General features: G+C 41.7%; 18 protein-coding genes. 6 read left to right on the forward strand and 12 right to left on the reverse strand.

Annotation, left to right across the window (positions count from 1 at the left end; all coding sequences use genetic code 11):
• Positions 1-32: 32 nt before the first annotated feature.
• Positions 33-1,097: an efflux RND transporter periplasmic adaptor subunit gene (locus TOL2_RS05940; RefSeq protein ID WP_158406063.1), complete on the reverse strand. Its 1,065-nt coding sequence runs from the start codon at positions 1,095-1,097 to the stop codon at positions 33-35.
• A 208-nt stretch (positions 1,098-1,305) separates the two neighbouring features.
• Between TOL2_RS05940 and ispF the strand changes: the two genes are divergently transcribed.
• Together ispF and cysS are read left to right on the forward strand one after the other, a co-directional pair.
• A complete protein-coding gene (ispF, locus tag TOL2_RS05945; protein ID WP_014956609.1) occupies positions 1,306-1,809 on the forward strand; it encodes a 2-C-methyl-D-erythritol 2,4-cyclodiphosphate synthase in 504 nt (167 codons plus the stop codon).
• 117 nt (positions 1,810-1,926) lie between these two features.
• Positions 1,927-3,390 carry a cysteine--tRNA ligase gene (cysS, locus tag TOL2_RS05950; protein WP_014956610.1) on the forward strand — a complete coding sequence of 488 codons (1,464 nt, stop codon included), beginning with the start codon at positions 1,927-1,929 and terminating at the stop codon, positions 3,388-3,390.
• A gap of 4 nt (positions 3,391-3,394) precedes the next feature.
• Here cysS and TOL2_RS05955 read toward each other — a convergent pair whose 3' ends face one another.
• The 5 genes from TOL2_RS05955 to TOL2_RS05975 all read right to left on the reverse strand — a co-directional run bounded on the left by TOL2_RS05955 (position 3,395) and on the right by TOL2_RS05975 (position 10,336).
• The gene (locus tag TOL2_RS05955; RefSeq protein ID WP_014956611.1) at positions 3,395-5,143 is read right to left on the reverse strand and encodes a glutamine--tRNA ligase/YqeY domain fusion protein; all 1,749 of its coding nucleotides are present in this window, start codon (positions 5,141-5,143) and stop codon (positions 3,395-3,397) included.
• Between the two features lie 247 nt (positions 5,144-5,390).
• Positions 5,391-7,004 carry an ABC-F family ATP-binding cassette domain-containing protein gene (locus TOL2_RS05960; RefSeq protein WP_014956612.1) on the reverse strand — a complete coding sequence of 538 codons (1,614 nt, stop codon included), beginning with the start codon at positions 7,002-7,004 and terminating at the stop codon, positions 5,391-5,393.
• A 103-nt stretch (positions 7,005-7,107) separates the two neighbouring features.
• The gene (locus tag TOL2_RS05965; RefSeq protein WP_041279839.1) at positions 7,108-8,874 is read right to left on the reverse strand and encodes an adenine deaminase C-terminal domain-containing protein; all 1,767 of its coding nucleotides are present in this window, start codon (positions 8,872-8,874) and stop codon (positions 7,108-7,110) included.
• Between the two features lie 125 nt (positions 8,875-8,999).
• Positions 9,000-9,953 (reverse strand): alpha/beta hydrolase family protein, encoded by a 954-nt coding sequence (locus TOL2_RS05970; protein WP_014956614.1) that lies wholly within the window; start codon positions 9,951-9,953, stop codon positions 9,000-9,002.
• Between the two features lie 20 nt (positions 9,954-9,973).
• Entirely contained in the window at positions 9,974-10,336 is a 363-nt protein-coding gene (locus TOL2_RS05975; RefSeq protein WP_014956615.1) for a CoA-binding protein, read from the reverse strand.
• Between the two features lie 252 nt (positions 10,337-10,588).
• Between TOL2_RS05975 and uvrB the strand changes: the two genes are divergently transcribed.
• The 3 genes from uvrB (at position 10,589) to TOL2_RS05990 (ending at position 16,020) form a co-directional block, all read left to right on the forward strand.
• Positions 10,589-12,580 carry an excinuclease ABC subunit UvrB gene (gene uvrB / locus TOL2_RS05980; protein WP_014956616.1) on the forward strand — a complete coding sequence of 664 codons (1,992 nt, stop codon included), beginning with the start codon at positions 10,589-10,591 and terminating at the stop codon, positions 12,578-12,580.
• A gap of 5 nt (positions 12,581-12,585) precedes the next feature.
• A complete protein-coding gene (gene uvrC / locus TOL2_RS05985) occupies positions 12,586-14,409 on the forward strand; it encodes an excinuclease ABC subunit UvrC (RefSeq protein WP_014956617.1) in 1,824 nt (607 codons plus the stop codon).
• A gap of 141 nt (positions 14,410-14,550) precedes the next feature.
• A complete protein-coding gene (locus TOL2_RS05990; protein ID WP_014956618.1) occupies positions 14,551-16,020 on the forward strand; it encodes a 30S ribosomal protein S1 in 1,470 nt (489 codons plus the stop codon).
• 14 nt (positions 16,021-16,034) lie between these two features.
• Here TOL2_RS05990 and TOL2_RS05995 read toward each other — a convergent pair whose 3' ends face one another.
• The gene (locus tag TOL2_RS05995; protein WP_014956619.1) at positions 16,035-16,928 is read right to left on the reverse strand and encodes an alpha/beta hydrolase; all 894 of its coding nucleotides are present in this window, start codon (positions 16,926-16,928) and stop codon (positions 16,035-16,037) included.
• Positions 16,929-17,027: 99 nt separating this feature from the next.
• On the opposite strand from TOL2_RS05995, the gene TOL2_RS06000 reads away from it, so the two are divergent.
• Positions 17,028-17,894, forward strand: coding sequence for an HAD-IIB family hydrolase (locus tag TOL2_RS06000; protein WP_014956620.1), 867 nt, complete (start codon positions 17,028-17,030; stop codon positions 17,892-17,894).
• Positions 17,895-17,908: 14 nt separating this feature from the next.
• On the opposite strand, the gene TOL2_RS06005 is transcribed toward TOL2_RS06000, so the two are convergent.
• The 5 genes from TOL2_RS06005 to TOL2_RS06025 all read right to left on the reverse strand — a co-directional run bounded on the left by TOL2_RS06005 (position 17,909) and on the right by TOL2_RS06025 (position 22,467).
• Positions 17,909-18,337, reverse strand: a complete 429-nt coding sequence (locus tag TOL2_RS06005) for a response regulator (RefSeq protein ID WP_014956621.1) — start codon at positions 18,335-18,337, stop codon at positions 17,909-17,911.
• A 115-nt stretch (positions 18,338-18,452) separates the two neighbouring features.
• Complete coding sequence (locus tag TOL2_RS23480; protein ID WP_014956622.1) at positions 18,453-19,121, reverse strand: sensor histidine kinase; 669 nt, start codon at positions 19,119-19,121, stop codon at positions 18,453-18,455.
• Positions 19,118-19,489, reverse strand: coding sequence for a response regulator (locus TOL2_RS06015; protein WP_014956623.1), 372 nt, complete (start codon positions 19,487-19,489; stop codon positions 19,118-19,120). Before TOL2_RS06015 ends, TOL2_RS23480 begins: the two co-directional genes overlap by 4 nt.
• Before the next feature lie 4 nt (positions 19,490-19,493).
• The gene (locus TOL2_RS06020; RefSeq protein ID WP_014956624.1) at positions 19,494-21,218 is read right to left on the reverse strand and encodes a sensor histidine kinase; all 1,725 of its coding nucleotides are present in this window, start codon (positions 21,216-21,218) and stop codon (positions 19,494-19,496) included.
• Between the two features lie 22 nt (positions 21,219-21,240).
• Positions 21,241-22,467, reverse strand: coding sequence for a response regulator (locus TOL2_RS06025; protein WP_014956625.1), 1,227 nt, complete (start codon positions 22,465-22,467; stop codon positions 21,241-21,243).
• Between the last annotated feature and the right edge of the window lie 12 nt (positions 22,468-22,479).

Here is a 22,479-nt window from a genome sequence, read left to right on the forward strand (position 1 = left end):
ATTCAGATTGTTTCAACTCAGGCTGTTCTGATTTAATTGGTTCCGACAATGACAACAGACTGGCCCGGCCGAAGCCTTTCATTTCCCTCAACAATTATTGGCAGGCCATCTGTAAAATGTGCATTGTTAGCGCCAACACTGTTCCCCAGATAGGTCACTATGCTGACCGGCAGCATGGCTGCTTTTTTTTCCCTGATGGTATAAACAAAATCATTTCCCTGGAATTTTATTAATGCATCTCTTGGGATCATGGCCAGTTTTTGCGGGGTGCCGGTGGAAATAAACACCGTGGCCGACATGTTCTGGGCCACTTTTTCCAACATGGGAATGCGTATTTTCAAGAATACGTTTTTGGTTTTTGGATCTGCTATGGGAATTAGATTATCAATGGTTCCGGTGAGTTTTTTGTTATAGGCATTGATGGTGACCGGTACTTTTTGACCCACAAAAATAAATTTTAACAAGGTTTCAGCTATTGGTACTTTGATAAAAAGATCATTGACCGACCCGATACTGATCAAAATTTTTCCCTGCTGAACCCAGTCACCTGAATCCACATTTTTTTCAAGAATAATGCCGTCAAACGGCGCATTAATAACGCTTTTTCTTTTTTGGATCAGCAGTTTTTCCAGGGTTTTTTGTGCAGCGTATTTTTTTAAAACAGCCTCTTGATAAACAAACTCTGCATCATCATAATCTTTTTCCCTGATCGTGCTTTTTTTATACAAAGACGCCATTCGCTGATAATTTTTTTTTGAATGATTGATACTAAGCTCTGCCTGCTCAACTTGATTTTGATGGAGGACAATCTCTTTTTCAAGTATTTCAGTGTCCAGGTGAACCAAAGGGCTTGTTTTGGTAATCCTGTCACCTGTACTGACATCAATACGGGTGACCAGCCCTGAAACTTCTGAAGATACATAGCTTATACGTTCATAATAAAGTGTGCCGATAAAAGAACGGTTTTGGGCTACTTCTTGAAACATGATTTTTGAGATGACTACTTTTGCAGGGGGCGGCTCTTGAGCATAAACCATTGAACCATGGATAAAGGCCATAATCAACAGGAGTTGTAAAATACGCATAGATCCTCTCATAAATCCTCTCATAGCTTAGGGTGAATAGAGTACGGTGAAAATTATATAGAACCTATTTTTTGCCGGATTAAAAGTCAAGGTTAAAAGTAAAGGTTAAAAAAAATGCCGGTGTGAGTTTTTGACTTTTCAAGTAAAAGTGACTATATTATGCTTCACTTTTTTTGGGGGGATGGGTAAATGATGAACAAAAAGGCTCACTTTTTAAAATATGACAATACCCGGAATTAAAATAGGATCAGGATATGATGTTCACAGGCTTGTGCCGGACAGAAAGCTGATTATCGGCGGTGTGAATATTGAGTTTCATTTGGGTCTTGAAGGCCATTCAGATGCAGATGTGTTGATTCATGCGGTGTGTGATGCTGTTCTGGGTGCTGCAGGTCTTGGTGATATAGGAGATCATTTTCCTGATACAGATCAAAAATACAAAGGGATTTCAAGTATGACCCTGCTTGAAATATGTTCTGCAAAGCTAAATAAGGCAGGATATGAAATATCCAATATGGATTGCATAGTGTTTGCACAGGTTCCCAGGATCAGTCCGTACAAGAAAAAAATGGAAGCAAACATTGCAAGGGTGTTGAACATGGATTCAAACCTTGTAAATGTAAAGGCTACCACAACTGAAAAGTTGGGGTTTGTTGGAAAAGAGCAGGGCATTGCCGCCCAATGTACTTTATTGGCAATCAGTAAAACAAAAATAGTAAAATAACACAGTAAAACAAAAACAAAAAAAGCCATTTCCCGGAAAACCTAACAGGTTAAAATATAACTGGGGAAAACATAACAGACTAAATATAACAGGCTAAAATATAACGGGAAAATACAAATGAGTTTAAAAGTATACAATACATTACATGGCAGAAAAGAAGAATTTGTACCCTTGAATGAAGGCAAAGTAAAAATGTATGTATGCGGCCCCACCGTATATGATACAAGCCACATCGGCCATGCCCGTTCCGTTGTCGTGTTTGACACGATTCTCAGATGGCTTCAGGAACTTGAATATGAGGTCACTTATGTCAGGAATTTTACAGATGTGGATGATAAGATCATTAAAAAATCCAATGAGACAGGTGAAGCTTGTTCTGCCATTACAGAAAAATATATTGATGAATTCCACAATGAAATGGATGCTCTCAACGTATTAAGGCCCACTGTTGAACCCAAGGCCACCGAGCATATCCGGCACATTATTGATTTTATTCAGATGTTGATTGATAAAGGCAAAGCCTATCCTGTTGAGGGCGGAGACGTCTATTTTTCCATTGATTCTTTTAAGGAGTATGGAAAGCTTTCCGGCAGGAATCCCGATGACATGAGGGCAGGGGCCAGGATTGCCGTGGATGATAAAAAAAAGAGTCCTCTGGATTTTTCTTTGTGGAAGCCGGCAAAGCCGGGAGAACCTTGCTGGGAAAGCCCATGGGGCAAGGGACGTCCAGGTTGGCATATTGAGTGTTCTGCCATGAGTTATGAATATCTGGGAGAAGGGTTTGATATCCATGGGGGCGGCAAGGATTTGATTTTTCCCCACCATGAAAACGAACTGGCACAGAGTGAGGCGGTATTTGGCCGTCAATTTGTTAAATATTGGATTCACAACGGGTTTGTGGACATCAACAATGAAAAAATGTCAAAATCCCTGGGCAATTTCACCATGATCAAGGAAGTTCTGGATACCTATTCTCCCGAGGTTATCCGAATGTTTCTTTTGTCCAATCATTACAGAAGTCCCATTGATTACAGCGAAGATTCCATGCGGGAAGTTTCCATGGGTCTGGACAGAATTTATGCTTTTCTGGAGAGACTGGAAAATGCCGGTGTCAGCCTTTATGAGTCTCAACTTGACGGCTCTCGGATTGACGGCTCCCGGAAAGGAGAGCTGTGGAATGATTTTTGTGCTGCCATGAATGATGATTTTAATTCAGCCAAGGCCATAGCCTGTGTCTTTGAAGCGGTTAAAAAAGGTAACAGGCTGCTGGATGATGCAAATGACAGTCCTGGTGCAGATCTTCTTGAAACCTTGAATCTTTTCTATAACGACATTCATGCCATTTCCAATGTTCTGGGCATATTTTTACTGGATTCTAAATCCTATTTTAAGGCTAAAAAAGAAAAGGGTATGGCAGATATGGCCATTGATCCAGCTCAAATTGAAGCGTTTATTCAGGAGCGGGTGGATGCCCGTAAAAACAAGGATTTTGCAAGGGCGGATGAGATCAGGGACCATCTTCAAAGCATTAATGTTGTCCTTGAAGATGGCCCTCAGGGAACCACATGGCGATTTGAATAACGCTTTATTTTTTTTTCATCTTTGCCCAGGCATCCCTTAAAGTCACGGTCCTGTTAAACACGATCTGGCCGGTTGCGGCATCGTTTGAACCCGGATGTTCGGCGTCCGGGTTTTTATTATTCTGATTTTCAGAATCCGGATCTTTAGCGTCCATACTTTTAGAATCAGGGCAAAAGTATCCCAGACGTTCAAACTGGTATACGGTTTCAGGGGTTGCCAGAGCAAGAATTTTTTCCAGTTTGCAGGATTCAAGTTCTTCCAGGGAATGGGGATTTAAGTTTTCAATAAAATCCTGTTTGTCCTGTTCCGGGTTCTCATCTTTGAACAGACGGTCATAGAGCCGTACCTTTGCCTCAATGCAGTCATTGGCATTGACCCAGTGAATGGTGCCTTTGACTTTTCTTCCGTCAGGGGCGTTTCCCCCTTTTGTTTGCGGATCATAGGTGCAGATCAATTCTATTACATTGCCTGCTTCGTCCTTTACAATATCCTTGCAGGTCACAAGATAGGCATATCGTAACCTCACTTCCCGGCCTGGACCCAGGCGGAAGAATTTTTTGGGCGGATTTTCCATGAAATCATCTTGTTCCACATAGATGGTTTTGGAAAAAGCTATGGTTCGTGTGCCCATTTTTTCATTCTGAGGGTGATTTTTAGCTACAAGCTCTTCTGTCAGGTCATCGGGATAATTTTCAATAGTGACTTTCAAGGGTCTTAATACACCCATGACTCTGGGGGCTTTTTCGTTCAGGTCGTCTCTCAGGCAGCTTTCCAAAAGCCCCATATCAATTCGGCTGTCTTTTTTGGAAATGCCGATAATATTGCAGAATTTCCTGATGGATTCAGGCGTATATCCTCTCCTTTTCATGCCTTCAAGAGTTGGAAGCCTTGGGTCATCCCATCCCTGGACATGGTTTTCTTCCACAAGCCGCTGAAGTTTGCGTTTGCTCAAAATGGTAAAGTTGATATTCATTCTTGCAAATTCAATCTGCCTGGGATGGCATGGGGTTTCAAGTTCATCTAAAATCCAGTCATACAAGGGCCTGTGATCTTCAAATTCAAGACTGCACAAAGAGTGGGTAATGCCTTCCATGGCATCGGAAAGACAATGGGTAAAATCATACATGGGGTAGATGCACCACTGATCCCCTGTCCTGGGGTGGGAGGCTTTTTTTACCCTGTAAATGATTGGATCACGAAGATTGATGTTGGGCGAAGCCATATCTATTTTTGCCCGCAGGGTATGCTCACCCTCATCAAATTCACCGTTTTTCATCCGGGCAAACAGTCTTAAGTTCTCTTCAATTGATCTGTCCCTGTAAGGGCTGTTTTTACCTGGTTCTGTCAGGGTGCCTCGATATTCTCTGATTTCGTCTGCCTTAAGGCTGCACACATAGGCTTTGCCTTTTTTAATCAGCTGAACAGCGAAATCATGAAGCCTGTCAAAATAGTCGGATGCAAATAAAGGGGTTCCAAATTCAAATCCCAGCCAGCTGACGGTTGATTTGATGGAATCAATATAGACCTGTTTTTCTTTTGTCGGGTTGGAGTCATCAAATCTTAAATTACATTTGCCGTTAAACTGACTTGCCATATTGAAATTCAGACAAATGGATTTTGCATGCCCGATATGAAGATATCCATTGGGTTCAGGAGGAAAACGTGTGAGTACTTGACCGTTATTTTTATTGTTTTTTATATCTTCTTTGATAATCGATTCGATAAAATGTGTTTTTTTGATTTCTTCTTCCATTATCTTGGTATCCTTAAGCTTTTGTGATTAAATAGGAGCTTTTTAATTATCACATATTTGATTTGTGAGGCAAACACTAATACCCTGTGCTAAATAATTTACAGAGGCTTGATCACAACATCGGCCATTGGCATATTAACATCAGCAACAAACACCTCATGCTTAAACAGGCAAGGTGTTTATAAAATTTGGTAATGCCGTATTCTTGAAAAATCGTTTGCTTGAGCTTGATCGGTTTTTTAGAATTTTAGATCATGGATTCCCTGATTTTTGCAACTTCATTGCTTTCAATATATTCGTCAAAGGTCATTAGGCGATCAATAACCTCGCCTGGGGTTATTTCGATAATTCGGTTTGCCACGGAATTGACGAACTCGTGGTCGTGGGAGGTGAAAAGAATCACCTCCTGGAATTTGACCAGGCTGTCATTTAATGCCGTTATTGATTCCAGGTCAAGGTGGTTGGTGGGTTCATCCAGTATCAAGGCATTTGATTGGGAAAGCATCATCTTTGAGAGCATGCAGCGTACCTTTTCTCCACCAGAGAGCATGCTGATTTTTTTTAAGGCTTCTTCCCCGGAAAATAGCATGCGTCCCAGGAATGTCCGGGCAAAGCTTTCACCTTCTTTGGGTGGGGCAAACTGCAACAGCCAGTCGATAAGGCTCTGGTCGCCTTTGAAATAGGTGCTGTGTTCTTTGGGAAAATAAGACCGGGTGATGGTTATACCCCATTTGAACGTACCGCTGTCCGGTTCCATCTCTCCTGCCAGGATCTGGAAAAGAGTTGTCTTGGCCGGGCTGTTTTGGCCCACAAAGGCAATTTTATCACCGCCGTTGACTGTAAAGCTTACATTATTCAATACTTTTTCACCATCAATGGTTTTGGTGAGGTTCTCCACTTCCAGAATCACATTCCCGCATGACCGTTCCGGCTTAAAGCAAATAAAAGGGTATTTTCTTGACGACACCGGCATGTCTTCTAAAGTGAGTTTTTCTAAAAGTTTTTTACGGGAGGTGGCCTGCTTTGATTTGGAGGCATTGGAACTGAATCGCTGGATAAAAGCTTTAAGTTCATTGGCCCGGTCTGTGACCTTCTTGTTTTCCGCCTGTTTTTGTCTCAGGTTCAGGCGGCTTGCCTGATACCAGAAGTCGTAATTTCCCACATAAACACAGATTTTACTAAAATCAATGTCTGCAATGTGGGTACACACCTGATTCATGAAATGACGGTCATGGGATACCACGATGACCGTGTTCTGGAAACGGTATAGAAAATCCTCAAGCCAGGCAATGGATTTGATGTCCAGGTTATTGGTGGGTTCATCCAGAAGCAGGATGTCTGGATTCCCGAACAGGGCCTGGGCAAGAAGAACCCTTACTTTTTCCCCGCCTTCGAGTTCTTTCATCTTTTTTTCATGCAAATCTTCGCTGATTCCCAGGCTGTTTAAAAGAACTGCGGCTTCAGATTCTGCCTCATAGCCGTTCATCTCCCCGAATTCTATCTCAAGCTCACCGGACCGTATTCCGTCTGCTTCGGAAAAATCGGGTTTGGCATAAATCGCATCTCTTTGTATCATGATTTTATACAGTTTTTCATATCCCATGATAACCGTGTTTAAAATCGTTTCTTCATCAAAGGCAAAGTGATCCTGCCGTAACACTGCGATCCTTTCCCCGGAACCAACTGAGACGGTTCCTGTGTCTGATTCAATATCACCTGAAAGAATTTTTAAGAATGTTGACTTTCCTGCACCATTGGCACCGATAAGTCCGTAACAATTGCCCGGTGCAAATTTTATATTGACATCTTTGAACAGAACTCTCTTGCCATAGGCGAGGGTGACGTTGGTTGTGCAAATCATTATTGGTTTATTTCCTTTTTATTAAACAAAAAACCACAGGAATTAATCCTGTGGTTTGAAAATTGGCTGTATTTTATCATTTTTTTGGATTAAAAGGAAATTTTTATTTGACAAAAAGCCCGATGGTTTTTCCATCTTTCAGGTTGACAAGGCCTTCCTCGCATATTTTTAAATAGGGAATGGCCGGGCTGGTCATTGTGATCAGGGATAATATGGGATCTTCAAAAACAACTCCCAGCTCTTTGGCAGCCTGGTTGACCTGTTTTGTGCGCCCGGCAATCTGTTCAATGGAAAGATCCGACATAATGCCCATGATGGGCATGGGAAGCTCGGCCAGCACGCGGCCATTTGAACAGACAACAACTCCGCCCTGCAATTGACCGATCCTGTTCACCGCCAGGGCCATATCTGCTTCATCGGCTCCCATAACCGTGATGTCCCGGGTATCCCAGGATGCACTGGCGGCAATGGCACCCTGTTTCATTCCCACACCGGAAACCAGGCCGGTAAAGCATTGGTTTGACTTTTTTACCCGGTCCACTGCCGCAATTTTAATAATGTCCTTTTCAATATCCACTTGTATCTGGTTATTCTTCACGGGCATGGACAGAATCTGTTCCTTGGTCACAAGCTGGGTTATCTTTTCAATGATTCTCACCTCTGCCTTTTTGGTTCCCGTTGGTGCCTGTATCTGAAAATCATTTTGTGAAAATGTTTTTTTCAGGTTCACACTGTTCAGACTTTTGGGGGAATAGGTATGGACTCTTGGTAAAACTTTGCATTCCCCGTCCCTGGCAATGACTTGTCCATTGCTGATTACCCAGGCAGGTTTAATAGTCCTGATGTCCGGAATAATGCACAGATCAGCAAACCGTCCAGGTGCAATGCCTCCGACCATATGATCAATCCCGAAATGTTCTGCTACGTTCAAGGTCACCATCCTGACCGCATCCACCGGGTCAAAGCCTAACTTAATGGCTTTCTGGAGTACATATTCCAGAGTCCCGTTTTTCATCAAAAATTCGGGTGACACACTGTCTGTGACCAGGATCAACCGACGAAGGTCGATTTCCAGGTCTTTTATTGTGGAAATCGCTTCAAGATCTTCTCGAACACCGCCTTCCCGTGCCATGACATAGATCCCCATTCTCAACCGTTCCAGGGCCTGCTCCATGGTAATGGGTTCATGGCAGGATGATACCCCCGCCCCCACATAGGCAGCAAGTTTTTCACCCCTGGCTCCTGCGGAATGGCCTTCCACGGTTTTTCCCATAGCCAGTGTCATGTTCATTAGCGGCAGGATGCGTTCCGGATACTGGAGCATGGATTGCCAGTACACCTCGCCCAGGCCCAGCACGTCCTCCCTTTTTAAAAGCTTTTCCAGCTCATCTTCAGGAATCCCGTTGGTGGCTTTGCTGATGGACACCATCACGGGAGCCGTGTTGAAAACCTTGACCGGCTGGTCCTGGTAAGATTCAATGAAATCTATTACACCGTCAATCCCTGCAACCGGATAGGCCTCTGTGGTTTCCGTCACCATGCAGGTGGTTCCTCCGGCAATGGCATAGGGTAGAAACTGGGTTGGTGAAAAATAATTGGCCAGATGGGTATGTCCGTCAATCAACCCTGGAATAACCGTCATCCCTTTTGCATCAATCACCAGGGTATTTGGCCCTGTTTGTGCATCTGCATCCTGGCTGATACAGGCAATCCATTTGTCCTTGATGCAAATGGAATGGTCATCCATTATTTCGCCTGTATAGACATTTAAAATTTTGCAGTTTAAAATTACCAGATCCGCTTTTTGAATCCCGGCAGCAACATCCATCAGCGTTTGTTTGTTTTGATTGAAAAACATCTTTTTTTTCATGGGATTTATCCTCCAGTCTTTTTTTTGTACGCTCCCTGCCGGTCTTTCCTTTTTTACATCTGTTTTTTTTGTTCGGTATATTCCGGTAAAGTTTGCACAGGACATATTGATTTTGTTTGCAATGGTCATTTCCATTGCCATGCATCTTTTTTTTTCAGCACTGAATTTGGGCCATCACCATGAAGCCATGCGTCTGCAGAAACATTTTCGCCCAGCCAGGTGTCCCAAAAAGCCGTACTCAGAGCAACTATAGCCTGATTATAATGCAGATTTGTTGCTTTTGTGTTTTTTGATAAAGAACGAATGCTAAAATCCGAGTGTTTAGCCTCGTAAAGCACAAGTTCGTATTTGCCCCCGGGCGGCAATGCCGGGAACACTGCCAGACGCGATTTCATGTCAACAGTACCAATGGGAGCAATATCTTTTGTGCCGGTTATCAGCATCCACGGTATTTTTACATTGCCGAACATCTGCGTGGTGTCCTCTCCATGGGGAGTGCTGGGGCTGAAGATGATGGCGGCTTTTATTCGTAAGTCGGTAAAAGACGCATTACCTAAGCTTGTTGTTTGCCCGCTTACTGCCTGTGTGGTCATGGCACCAAATGAATGTCCTGACATGCCGATCCGGTCAAGGTCCATGCGTTCGTGTAAAGCATGTCCTTTGGTGGTGTTCCATTTTTCGAGCTGATCCAGTACCAATGGGATATCCTTTAACCGCAGCATGAAGTTCCGGGGGCTGGCTGCTCCTTTCAGGGCTGTTATCCGCTCATCCGGTGCTTTACCCTTCCATATGGAATCATCACTTCCCGGATGCTGGATAAATATGGCCATGTAGCCGTTTGCAGCCCAGTGTTGACCCAGGTAGGCATTGTCTTTGCATGATCCTCCCAAGCCATGGCAGAACATTACTACAGGTGCAGGTGAATATTGTGCCGGAAGATAGACAAGAACCGGAACAGCGCGATACCTTATTGGGTCATTGACCACAAGTTCAAGTCTTTCTGGGTTTTGTTGATGAAAAATCATTGCAGGGTCATAGGCATTGATTTGTTCCTGAACAGGTGCTTGGAATGAAATCATGGGAAAAAGCTGTTTTGTCCTTAATACTGATTGGTTTTCAGCAGCACAAGGGTGCAGGCTTCAACTACATCAATGCCGGCCTGTTTTAATTGATCATATACGTTTTTGTTTTCCGTGCCGGGATTAAAAATGATTCGTTTGGGGGCTAACTGAATGATGTCCTTGATGATGGATTCCTGTCGTGCCGGGCCAAGGTACAGGGTAACAGTATCTATTTTTTCAGGAATATCTTCAAGGGCCTGATACACTTTTTTGCCTTCTATCTCTTTGTGTTTTGGTGCAACCGGTATGGGGGTATGGTTATATTCAATCAACATTCGGATGGCTTTGTTTGAATATCTGTCCTGGTTTGGACTGGCACCAATGACTGCAACATTTTCCATGTCAAAGTTCCTTGTTTCGGGTTATATTTTTATCGCAGGTATCATCATTACACATTGTTTGAGGAGTTTCAACTTGATAAAATGAAAATTTGGTCTTAACTTGAAGGAAAAAGAATGCTTATGATTGAATTTTGTCCGATTAACGGCCAAGGCAGATTGAGCTGCCACAATAAAAAACGAAAGAATTTTGATTCCAAGCGGTTATAAGTTCTTTTATATTAAGATTTTGTTTGAGGTGATACAAATAATATTATGGGGTTATTTAATTTAGTTTCAGATTTTTCTCCCACAGGCGATCAGCCGGGTGCCATTGAATATCTTTCAAAGGGTGTTTTGAATAATGAAAAGCATCAGGTATTGTTAGGGGTGACCGGTTCCGGCAAGACATTTACCATGGCAAATATTATCGCAAGTGTTGAAAAACCAAGCCTGATTATCGCCCCCAACAAAACCCTGGCAGCCCAGTTGTATAACGAATTCAAGGGGCTTTTCCCGGATAATTGTGTGGAATATTTTGTTTCCTATTATGACTATTATCAGCCGGAAGCTTATCTTCCTTCCAGCGATACCTATATTCAGAAGGATTCATCCATCAATGAGGTTATAGACAAAATGCGGCATTCTGCCACACGATCGGTGCTTGCCAGAAAAGACGTGATTGTGGTGGCCAGCGTATCCTGCATTTACGGCCTTGGAGCGCCCGAGGATTACCTGGCTTTAAGGATTACACTGGATGTTGATCAGGAAATTTCACGGGAAAAGGTATTGGAGGAATTTGTTAATATCCAGTATACCCGCAATGATACCGATTTTCATCGCGGGGTGTTCAGGGTCAGGGGAGACAGGGTTGAAATTTTTCCCGCTTATGAAGAAGAAAAAGCAGTGCGGATTGATTTTTTCGGGGATACAATTGAAGGCATTTGTGAAATTGATCCCTTAAAAGGAGATGTACTCAAGCGTTTTGACCAGATGGTTATTTATCCGGCCTCCCATTATGTCACCAAGCAGCAGACGCGTCAAAGGGCCATGAAAGGCATTGTTGAAGAGTTGAAAATGAGGCTTGAGTATTTTTACAGTAACAACAAGCTTGTGGAAGCCCAGCGCCTTGATGAAAGAACCCGGTATGATCTGGAAATGCTCAATGAAATAGGCTATTGCAACGGAATTGAAAATTATTCCAGGCACCTGACCGGGCGTAAATCAGGAGAGCCGCCGCCAACACTTCTGGATTATATGGATGAGGACTTTTTGCTTTTTTTTGATGAAAGCCATATCTCTGTTTCACAGTTAGGTGCCATGTACAAGGCTGACCGGTCAAGAAAAACAACCCTTGTGGAACACGGATTTCGCCTGCCGTCAGCCATAGACAACCGTCCACTTAAATTTGAAGAATTCAGACAAAAAAGTCCCCAGGTGATTTATGTGTCTGCCACACCTGCAGACTATGAGATGGAAAAGGCAATGGGAATGGTGGCCGAACAGATTGTACGGCCAACAGGACTGCTTGACCCTGAGGTTGAAATCAGGGATGCTGAAACTCAGGTGGATGATCTTTATGAAGAGATCATGAAACGTGTTGAAGCCGAAGAACGGGTTCTTGTAACCACTTTGACCAAGAGAATGGCGGAAGATCTGACCGATTATTATGCAGATCTGGGGATAAAGGTAAAGTATCTTCATTCAGATATCGCTACAATGGAACGAATTGATATCATACAGGATCTTCGCAGAGGATTGTTTGATGTGCTTATAGGAATCAATCTTCTCAGGGAGGGGCTTGATATCCCGGAAGTCACACTTGTGGCCATACTTGATGCGGACAAAGAAGGCTTTTTAAGGTCTTACAGGTCCTTTATCCAGATTTTCGGACGGGCTGCCAGAAATGTTTACGGAAGGGTTATCATGTATGCCCAAAAAAAGACCGCGTCCATGAACAGAGCCATTTCAGAGACCCGGCGGCGGCAAAAAATTCAAAAAGCATATAACGAAAAGCACCATATTGTGCCCACAACCATCAAAAAACAACTAAATTCAGCTGATTATTCTGCCAGGGCCAGGGTGACTGTTCTTGAAGGGTCTGTAAACGAAGACATTAAAGCATATGAGGCAGGAGAATTGAATTTGGAGGATATTGTCAAAGATCTGGAATATAAAATGAAACTGGCGGCTGAAAACCTTGAGTTTGAAAAAGCTGCAGAGTACAGGGATAAAATCAAGGAATTGATGGAGATACAACGATTTTAAATTCCATGACATCTGCAATACTGGAAAAATACCGGCAAGCCCCTCATCTACCCGGCGTTTATCTTATGAAGGATGTCAAGGGTAAAATTATTTATGTGGGCAAGGCCAAGGATCTGAAAAAGCGGCTGTCATCGTATTTTGTAAAAAAAAATAATCATGATGCAAAAACAATGGCACTTCTTGAAATGATCAAGGATTTTGAAATTATTATCACCTCTTCGGATCATGAAGCTTTTATCCTTGAATCAAACCTGATCAAAGAATACAATCCAAAATATAATGTGATTCTCAAGGATGGGAAAAATTATCCATTGCTTTGCATTAACATGAATGAGATGTATCCGGCCATTCAAAAGGTCAGAAAAATAAAGGATGACAAGGCTTTGTATTTTGGTCCTTATTCATCCGGTCGCAGCGTGAACAAGACTCTGAATCAGATTCAAAAAATATTTAAGCTTAGAAAATGCAGAAACACCCAGTTTAAAAACCGGTCCCGGCCTTGCCTTAATTTTCAGATCAAGGCCTGCTTAGGGGTTTGCTGTAATGATATTTCTTCTGTGGAATATAAAAAACATGTGTGGGATGCAATCCTTTTTTTAAAGGGAAGATCAAAGCAGGTGGTAAAAAAACTCAAAAAGCGTATGATAGAGCATTCTGCATCCCTGGAGTATGAAAAAGCAGCACAGATAAGGGACTCTATCATTGCCATTGAAAACATCATGGAAAAACAGGTGGTGGTAAGCCCTGACATGCAAGATCGTGATGTACTTGCCTTTGCTGCAGCCAGGGGCAGGGCGGTTATAACCGTAATGCAGGTTAGATCAGGGCTTTTGATTGATAACGCCCATTATCCTTTTGACCTGGGGTTTAAAGAGCCCCATGAGATATTGTCCGCATTTATGGTGCAATATTATAGAAATACTGGTTTTTTACCATCGTTTATCCTGTTGAATCAGGCTATTGAAAACAAGGCTTTGCTGGAGGACAGGTTTTCTGAAAAAAAAGGGAAAAAGGTGGGCATCCATGTCCCTGTTAGGGGGGAGAAAAAAAAGCTGGTTGAGATGGCCTTTGTCAATGCATCCGGAGAACTTGAAAAAAGATTGCTCAAGGAAGAAGAAGAAAGGGCCTCCATTTCCATGCTCAAGGAACTTTTGGGAATGGAAAAACTGCCTTCAAGAATTGAATGTTTTGATAATTCCAATCTTTCCGGGCAGGACCCTGTGTCTTCCATGGTTGTGTTTAAAGACGGAAGAGCCTTTAAAGACGGGTATCGAAAATTTATTATCCGGGATTTGGATTTTCAGGATGACTATGCATATATGTTCCAGGTTTTAAAACGGCGGTTTTCACATGATCCTTCTCAAATGCCTTACCCTGACCTTTTAGTGGTTGACGGGGGCAAAGGTCAGCTTTCAATGGCATTGGCCGTCATAAAAGAATTGAATATTGAAAATAAATTTATGGTGGCAGGGCTTGCAAAAAAGAATGCACAAAAAGGTGAGGCATTTGATAAGATTTATATTCCGGGGCGATCCAACCCATTAAATACCAGTCAGGCTAAAAAAGCACTGTATCTGCTGCAGCAGGTCAGGGACGAAGCCCACAGAGTTGCCATTACGTTCCAGAGAAACCGTCGTGAAAAACGGGCAGGACTGTCCGTTCTTGACGGTATCCCCGGCATAGGGCCTAAGAAAAAGAAGGTTTTGCTGAACCATTTCAAGGGGCTTGTTCGGATGAAGGCAGCTACTGTTGATGAGATTGCCGCACTTCCCGGAATGAATAAATCCCTGGCGGAAAACCTTATACATGCGCTTAATCAAAACAACTGAAGCAAGTATCCGGCAATCTCGCCATAAATACCGTGTTTGTTAAAAAAAACAACTTTCATTGTTTTTTTTAACTTTACACTTTGACCGGTAACGTATAGTACAGAATGCAAGAAAGAAAAATAAGTCTTCAGGAGAATAAAAATGACAGATCCGATTGATGATAATGCCAATGATAATAAGGGTGATAACACCGATGAAATGAGCTTTGCCGAACTTTTTGAATCATATGATACAAAAATAGGCCGTGAGCTGAGTCAGGGAGATATGGTTGAAGGAGAGATCATTTCCATTGGCAGCACAAATGTCTATGTTGATACTGGAACCAAAAGTGATGGTGTTGTGGCAAAAATTGAACTTTTGGATGAAAATGGAGAATTTGTATATAAAGCCGGTGACAAGCTAAAGCTTTATGTGGTCTCATTAAGTGAGAGTGAAGTCATATTGTCCAAGGCGCTTTCAGGTGCCGGTAAAGCCGCTATGCTTCAGGACGCATCCCAGGACGGAACTCCTGTGGAAGGAAAGGTTACCGAGGTTATTAAAGGTGGTTTCAGTGTGGATATCATGGGCAAGAGAGCCTTTTGCCCCGTCAGCCAGATGGATGTTAAATATGTGGAAAACCAGGAAGAATATATTGGGCAGACTCATCATTTTTTAATTACCCGGTATGAGGAAAACGGAAGAAATATTGTTGTGTCACGCCGGGAATTGCTCAACGAAGAAATCAAAGAAAAACAAAAAATTTACTTTGAAAAAGTAAAAGAAGGGGATCTGGTTCAGGGTACGGTCACCAAGCTGATGTCTTATGGTGCATTTATTGAACTTATTCCGGGTGTTGAAGGGATGGCACATATTTCAGAGTTGTCCTGGTCCCGTATTGAAAAACCCGAAGAGGTGCTTCAGCCGGGTGATGTGGTTACGGTAAAATTATTAAAAATAGAGTCTGCAAAAGAATCGGATAACCTGAAAATTTCCCTGTCAATGAAACAGACCTCCGCCAATCCCTGGGACAGCATGGAAAGTTCTTTTAATACCGGAGATCAAGTGACCGGAAAAGTTGTCAGGCTGACCTCTTTTGGGGCATTTGTGGAAATTGTGCCGGGTGTGGACGGTCTGGTTCATATCAGTGAAATGAGTCATACCAGAAGAATTCTCAAGCCTGACGATGTGGTACAGGTGGGAGAACAGGTCCAGGTTGTGATCAAATCCATTGATATGGACAGTAAAAGAATTTCCTTGAGTATCAAGGATGCTCTGGGAGATCCATGGACAGGGGCTGCTGCCAAATATGAAATCAATTCAATTGTAGAAGGCCGCCTGGAAAAAAAAGAAAATTTCGGTCTTTTTATTAATATTGAACCGGGTGTGACCGGTTTGATGCCGGCATCCAATATCAGTAACGCTGCAAATTCTTCGGATTTTGAAAAATTAAAACCCGGAGATTCGGTCCAGGTTATGATTCAGGCGGTTGATGAGGAAAACAGAAGACTTACTTTGACATCACCTGATCAAAAAGACGGTGACAATTGGAAACAATTTGCAGGCAGCAAAAAATCATCGTCCCTTGGAACCATGGAGAGTTTGTTTCGTGAAGCCATGAAAAAGAAAAAATAGGCCTGGGTCTTTTATCAGGAATATTGTTGAATAAAAGCACCTGTTTTTTGAATCGCCTGTCTTCCCTCGGAAAGATATTTGGCAAAATAGTGCCACACATGAAACATATCTTCCCAGATCTCCAGTTTGACTGTTGCACCTGATGCTTTTAGTTTCTGTGCCAGTATTCTGGAGTCGTCAATCAGTATTTCATGTTCTCCTGCCTGGATCAGTATGGGGGTTATTCCTGAAAAATTATTGTTAATGGGAGATATCAAGGGATTTGAAAGGTCTTGATCCGTATAAAGACGGGCTGTTTTTTTTAATACGGATTGAGTGAGCATGGGGTCTTTTTCCTGGTTTTTAATGTGAGACTTGTTTTTACACTCAAGGTCAATCCAGGGAGATATCAATACCGAACATACCGGCAAAGGGGATTTTTCCATGAGCAGGCCTGACAAAAGAGCAAGTGTTAGGCCTGCACCTGCGGAATCGCCTGCAAGGCTTATCTTATGCGTGTTCCCATAGTTGTCCAGCAGCCATTGATACACGGTTTTTACATCTTTAAGCCCCTGGGGAAAAGTATGCTCAGGGGCCAGGCGGTAGTTGAAAATTAAAAGTTTTGCACTGCAGGCGGTTGCTATGCGTGATGCAAGATCCCTGTGGGAGTTGATGGAGCCGGCAATGTATCCTCCCCCGTGGGTATACATGACAATCCGGTTTTCATGGTGATGCAACGGAATAAGCCATTCAGCGTCAATGGTTTTGATGCGAACAGGTACACGGTTTACGGATTTGTCCGGTTTGAATGCAATAGCACTTTTTTCAAGAAGCAGCCTGTAGTTGTCAACCCCAACCGATTCATAGGTGGGACGTGATCTTAATTGCTTGAAAATGGCTGATAATATGTGTGATGTCCGTTTGTTCATAATGTACCCCCATGTTTTTAACTGGTGTAAAAAAACATAAAAAAAGAGGTATCACAGTTTGCTGGAAAACCAAATGTTTTTTATAAAAAGGAGACTGATTTGAAATCTGTCCCCAAAGTAAAACAGCTGTTTGTTACGGATTTTGATGGAACCTTGTTAAAAGACGACAAAACCATTTCACATGAAGATTTTACAACGCTTGAAAAGCTCAGGCAAAAAAAAGTGGTGACTGCCATTGCCACCGGCCGGTCTCTGGGTTCATTTATGAAAGCTTTGACGGCTATCGGTATGGATAGCGAAGACCGATTTTTGCCAGTTGATTATGTTATCTTCTCAACCGGTGCCGGAATAATGCAATTTCCAAGCTGCAAGATAATCTGGCAACGGTCTTTGTCACCGTTGGATGTTAAAAAGATAACCCGTTATTTTGATCATCAAAAATTTGACTATATGGTGCATCAATCCATACCCGATACAATCCGGTTCCTCTATAAATTTCATGGCAGTCACAATCCTGATTTTCATGCCCGGCTTGCGCTTTACAGGGAATATGCCTTTCCTCTGGCAGGAACGGATTTTGATTTTGGAGCAGCCACTGAAGTATTGGCCATTATACCGGGCCAAGCGGATATGGATGTCATAGAGCTTATAAAAAAAGATTTATCAGAGTTCAGTGTTATTCATGCCACATCTCCTCTTGATCATCAATCTGCATGGATAGAGGTTTTCCATAGGGATGTATCTAAAGCCAAGGCTGTTTCCCGGCTTGTTTTAAAGCTTGGCATAAGCCGGGAAAATGTTGTTTCAGTGGGAAATGATTATAATGATCAGGACCTTCTGGCCTGGTCAGGTATCGGATTTGTTGTGGAAAATGCACCCGGCACTCTTAAACAGCAATATAAGACTGTACCGTCCAATAATCAAAGCGGCATGACAAGGGCGGCAAGAGAGTCGGGATTGGTGTAGCCGGTTCAAATCATTTACCAACCCTTGCTTCCCATAATGTCCTTGATTCGTTCTTCGGATTCTTTTTCAACGATAATCATTTTTTTTGCCTGGGCCTTGTGAATTTTTTCTGCCAGTACTGACAGATCAGTCGGTTTTTCCAACAGATCCATAGCCCCTAGCTTCATGGCTTCAATTCCCTTTTCCAGAGTGGCGTGTGCCGTCAGTAAGATAACCTGAATTTCCGGTCTTTTGGCTTTTAATATTTTTAACGTTTCCAATCCATCCATTTCAGGCATTTGAAGGTCTAAAACAACAGCATCAAATGACTTTTCTTCCACAAGATGCAATGCTTTTGAAGGTGATGTCTCTGCTGTGACATCCATTCCTCTTACCCGCATCCGTTCTCCTAATGAGTCGATGAAATCTTGTTCGTCATCAATGATCAATACTTTTTCTTTCATGGCGATTCTCCTTTTTTAGAACAATTATATCAAGTTATTTAACATTATTTCCAGATTTTGTTTTTTATATATGAAAGTTTTTAAAAAACCAAACAGTGACTTTCATAACTGATATTTATCCCTGCGTCTTTTTGGCAACTTTTAATATTATCTCATTGTCTGTTTCGCTGAAAATTAGTTGGGCTGAAAGTGTTTTCATTGTTTTTTGGGCGGCTTGTGAACATAGTATGCTTTCAAATCCTTTTTTGATATTGCCCTGAGAACAAAAGCTGATTTTTAATTCGGAAATTTGATCAACGGGTTTTATTTCCATTGTTTTGTCAGGCCCTACAGCTGTCATTGTCGAATCCATAATTAGCCACACAAGGTGGAGCAAAAAGAAAAACTGTGTGGAAAGAAAAATTTTATGTTTGGGGAGAATCAGCTTGATTTCTATCATTCGATTAGAAGCAATTCGTGAGCCAAGCAAAACAGCTAAATTGAGAACCTCCCCAACATCAATTGTTTTTTCCGGTAAATCAACACTATGTGAGAATACATTCATTCTTTTGGTGATATCATCAATCCGGTAAATTTGTTTTGTAATTCTATTGGAAATTTGATCAATTTGATTCAGGTCAAGCTGTCTTCCTGTTTGTACGGCTGCCAATAAATCCTGAAGTAACCCTGCATTTTCATTCATTATTGCAAGACAATTTTTTATTTCATGGGATATGGATGCCGTCATATCACCGAAATAACGCAATCCTCCCTGATTGATAATGTCCCATGATTCAGTATTCATAATTTTCCTTTTTGAGCTAATACTTTATTCATTTTTTCAACAAGCTGGTCGATTTGAACCGGTTTTACCAGATAAAATTCCTCTCCGGTTTCCGTACACCCGATGTCATAACATTCTTCCGAACCATGGCCGGTCATGAAAATATATTTCAATTTTGGTGAATACTCCTGCAGTTTTCTTTTGAGTTCAAAACCATCTATCCCTGGCATTTTTACATCCAGTACAGCAATATCATAGATTTTTTTTTGAGTCATGACAATGGCATCATCAGGCGTTATTGCCCAATCGGCTTCGATTCCCCGGTAACCCAATCGCTCTGCAAGTGTTGATACCAGTTCCTTTTCATCATCAACCAAAATTACGCGCATGCTATTATTCCTTTTTCTTAACCATCATTGGTAAAAAAATTGAAAATTTTGTTCCATCATTAATAACACTTTCCACCTCGATACGTCCACCGAGTTCCTGTACCAATCCATATGTGATGGATAATCCAAGTCCGGTTCCACCCTCGGACGTTTTGGTGGAAAAAAATGGTTCAAATATATCCTTCAGGTTCTCCTTGGAAATCCCACAACCATTGTCTTCAATATCCATTTTTATCATATCTTTTGAAGTCTCATTTGCTGTTATTTTCAAACATCCTTCAGGATCCATTGCTGAAAATGCATTATTTATAATGTTCAGTAAGATCTGCTGTAATTTTCCACGGTCACATATAAATTCAGGTATTGTTTCAGATATGTTGATTAAAACCTGAATGCCCCTGAATTCCGCTTCTTTTGTCAGAAAGATCAGCACTTCATCCAGTACGGATTTTAAGTTGATGGTTTGCAGTTTGATCTCCATGTGGCGGCCAAAACTCAGCAATTGATGTGTTATCCGGCTGCATCTTTCAACGGAATTTAATATAGTGTCAATAATTTCAATGAGCCTTGGGTCATTTTGGTAAGCTTTTTTAAAACGAAACAGGTCCTTTATCAGGCCTCCTTTTTCATTGATTATGGCCAGGGGATTATTGATTTCATGTGCTACACCTGCGGCAAGCCTGCCAATAGATGCCATTTTGTTTGCATATTCGGCCATGTGAAAATATTTTACCCTTCTTCTGTCAATAATTTTCAAACGGTTAACCAGGTATGTTGTAATGCCCCAGATCCATAGCAGAATAACCGTTATGCTGACAGACAGATATTTAATAAGGTCTGTCCGGCTCTGTTGCCAGGTGGCCATAAATTTTTTTTTGCTTTTAACGACCATCAGTATGAACGGGGTATTGGGTATATATCTGTAGGCAATAATGGAATCCTCTCCAAAAGTTTTTCCTGGGTTTTCAATTATACTGGTTTCATCCGTCTGAGAGGGAACCCTTATGGGCGTTTCTTTCAGCACATCGCCATAGAGCCTGGAACTGGTTTGCAGAATCCCGTTTTTATTGATCAAAAATGTATCACCGGAATCTATGGTTTTTACCTGTGATAAAATTTGTGTTAACTGGTCCTCAATGGTTGCCCGTAAGATATAGAATTTTTTATCCGGCAATTCATGTTTGATGGCAATAGAAAGGTGAGGTACTTGTCTATAACCTAAAAACACTTCACTGATAAAGGTTCCGTGTTCCATGACTTTTTTAAACCAGGGTTGCCGGCTGTAATTTTTCCCTTCCAGGCCATATGGTCCAACATATGTCTTCTGATTCCCCTTTGCATCAATAACGCCTATGTCAACAAAGCCACTAAAGCTTTTGTTCAGATTTGTTAATATTTCTGATAATCGTTCAGGAGTTGTTAATACTTCAAACGAGTTATCCTTCACAACATAGTTTAATGCATTTTTTCGTTCATTAAGGAAAAAAGAAACGGATCGCCAGGTATTTGAGGCCAGTCGAGAGGTTGTTGCAACGGCATCCTGTCCCATTGACCGGTGAGTAAGGTTGTAGTCGATAGCCGCAAAAAAACACACCGGTATGATTGCAAACCCGGAGGTAAGAAGAAAAGAAAGCAGCCAGATGAGTCGAAAATTAAAAAGTTCTCCTGTTAAATAAGGTAAAATTTTTCCAGAAGAAATGGGAATACTGTTTTTTTTCTGTCTTGCCACCAGGTTTATCCTTTTCAGCTGATTAGGATTTTTGTTTTTTTGCGTCTTGAATTTTTTTGTTTGCAGCTTTTAATGCCTGGCTTAGCAGGTCAATATCCACAGGTTTTTGAAAGTATGCATAAGCACCAAGCTGCATGCAGATTTCTTTGTCTGCTTCAGACCCATGACCTGTTAATATGATTACCTCTATATCAGGCTGGGTTGTTTTTACTTTTTTCAGCACTTCGATACCATCTATGCCCGGCATTTTTAAGTCTAAAATCATCACATCAGGTTCATCTTCAGCAACAAGATTTAATGCCGATTCACCGTCATAAGCAACGGCCGATCCCATATCACGCATTTGCAAACGTTCTGAAAGCGTTTGAACAAATTCACGTTCATCGTCCACCAGTAAAACCTTTGAAGGAACTTGAAAATCATATTTCCGGTAAATGTCAGCCTTATAAAAACCTTTTCCGATTCGAGTCTCCACCGTATTAACCCCTTCAACCTTGCCGGCAATTGATTTTAATTCTTCTTCAAGCCGGCTCAACAATAAAACATTTGTATGTATTGTTAAGGTGACATGTCCATCCCGCACACTTACATCAACCGCATGTCCTTCATTTGATAAGGCAACTTCCACATGGGCGGCCTGTAAAAAATCTTCTGCTGCTTTCATTGATGCCTTTGTGGGCTGGATGACCTCACTTTTCAAGTTGCTGTCTATCAATGAAATAATTTCTTTGTCGGTCATTTTATCTGTGGGGATTATGATGTCATAAAGCGAGGTATCCCAGGGGTCACTCATTTTATAAAGACTGTCTATCCATACACGAAAGACGTCGTCATCTTTTTGGATATGAGCGCAAGCCTCTTTTTCACTCATCCTTTTTTCTTTCATTGCCTGTGCAATTCTGTGTTTCATATCTGCAATCAAACAAATTCTAAGCACATGACTTACTGAATGTGGAATTAAAACACCTGCAAACCCGTCAATTAAAAAATTATTGCCTGATAAAGCCTGTGCCAATGCTAATCTTAAATAAGCTAAAGAGCGTTCCTTTTCATGGGTGAACCTGTTAAATACAGAGGTTTTGTTAAAAAAAACATTGTTAATTTTTTGTCCCGGGATACCTGAAAGCTGACTTGCGCGATCAATCAAATCCTGGTCTGATAGAATATTATAACTGCTTTTTTTTAAAATTTTTTCAATAATTATTTCTTTCCCGCAAAATGTTCCGCTTAAAAATGTCATGGCCGACATGGAAAGTCTCCT

Origin of the sequence: Desulfobacula toluolica Tol2 (assembly GCF_000307105.1) — a bacterium.
GTDB lineage: Bacteria > Desulfobacterota > Desulfobacteria > Desulfobacterales > Desulfobacteraceae > Desulfobacula > Desulfobacula toluolica.

Excerpts from the sequence above, each read along its gene's own strand:
- TOL2_RS05990 (WP_014956618.1), top strand. The coding sequence starts at position 14,551 with ATGACAGATCCGATTGATGATAATGCCAATGATAATAAGGGTGATAAC.
- TOL2_RS06015 (WP_014956623.1), bottom strand. The coding sequence starts at position 19,489 with ATGCGCGTAATTTTGGTTGATGATGAAAAGGAACTGGTATCAACACTT.
- uvrB (WP_014956616.1), top strand. The coding sequence starts at position 10,589 with ATGGGGTTATTTAATTTAGTTTCAGATTTTTCTCCCACAGGCGATCAG.
- TOL2_RS23480 (WP_014956622.1), bottom strand. The coding sequence starts at position 19,121 with ATGAATACTGAATCATGGGACATTATCAATCAGGGAGGATTGCGTTAT.
- TOL2_RS05960 (WP_014956612.1), bottom strand. The coding sequence starts at position 7,004 with ATGATTTGCACAACCAACGTCACCCTCGCCTATGGCAAGAGAGTTCTG.
- TOL2_RS05965 (WP_041279839.1), bottom strand. The coding sequence starts at position 8,874 with ATGAAAAAAAAGATGTTTTTCAATCAAAACAAACAAACGCTGATGGAT.
- TOL2_RS05940 (WP_158406063.1), bottom strand. The coding sequence starts at position 1,097 with ATGAGAGGATCTATGCGTATTTTACAACTCCTGTTGATTATGGCCTTT.
- TOL2_RS06025 (WP_014956625.1), bottom strand. The coding sequence starts at position 22,467 with ATGTCGGCCATGACATTTTTAAGCGGAACATTTTGCGGGAAAGAAATA.
- TOL2_RS05970 (WP_014956614.1), bottom strand. The coding sequence starts at position 9,953 with ATGATTTCATTCCAAGCACCTGTTCAGGAACAAATCAATGCCTATGAC.
- TOL2_RS05955 (WP_014956611.1), bottom strand. The coding sequence starts at position 5,143 with ATGGAAGAAGAAATCAAAAAAACACATTTTATCGAATCGATTATCAAA.
- TOL2_RS05975 (WP_014956615.1), bottom strand. The coding sequence starts at position 10,336 with ATGGAAAATGTTGCAGTCATTGGTGCCAGTCCAAACCAGGACAGATAT.
- cysS (WP_014956610.1), top strand. The coding sequence starts at position 1,927 with ATGAGTTTAAAAGTATACAATACATTACATGGCAGAAAAGAAGAATTT.
- ispF (WP_014956609.1), top strand. The coding sequence starts at position 1,306 with ATGACAATACCCGGAATTAAAATAGGATCAGGATATGATGTTCACAGG.
- uvrC (WP_014956617.1), top strand. The coding sequence starts at position 12,586 with ATGACATCTGCAATACTGGAAAAATACCGGCAAGCCCCTCATCTACCC.
- TOL2_RS05995 (WP_014956619.1), bottom strand. The coding sequence starts at position 16,928 with ATGAACAAACGGACATCACACATATTATCAGCCATTTTCAAGCAATTA.
- TOL2_RS06005 (WP_014956621.1), bottom strand. The coding sequence starts at position 18,337 with ATGAAAGAAAAAGTATTGATCATTGATGACGAACAAGATTTCATCGAC.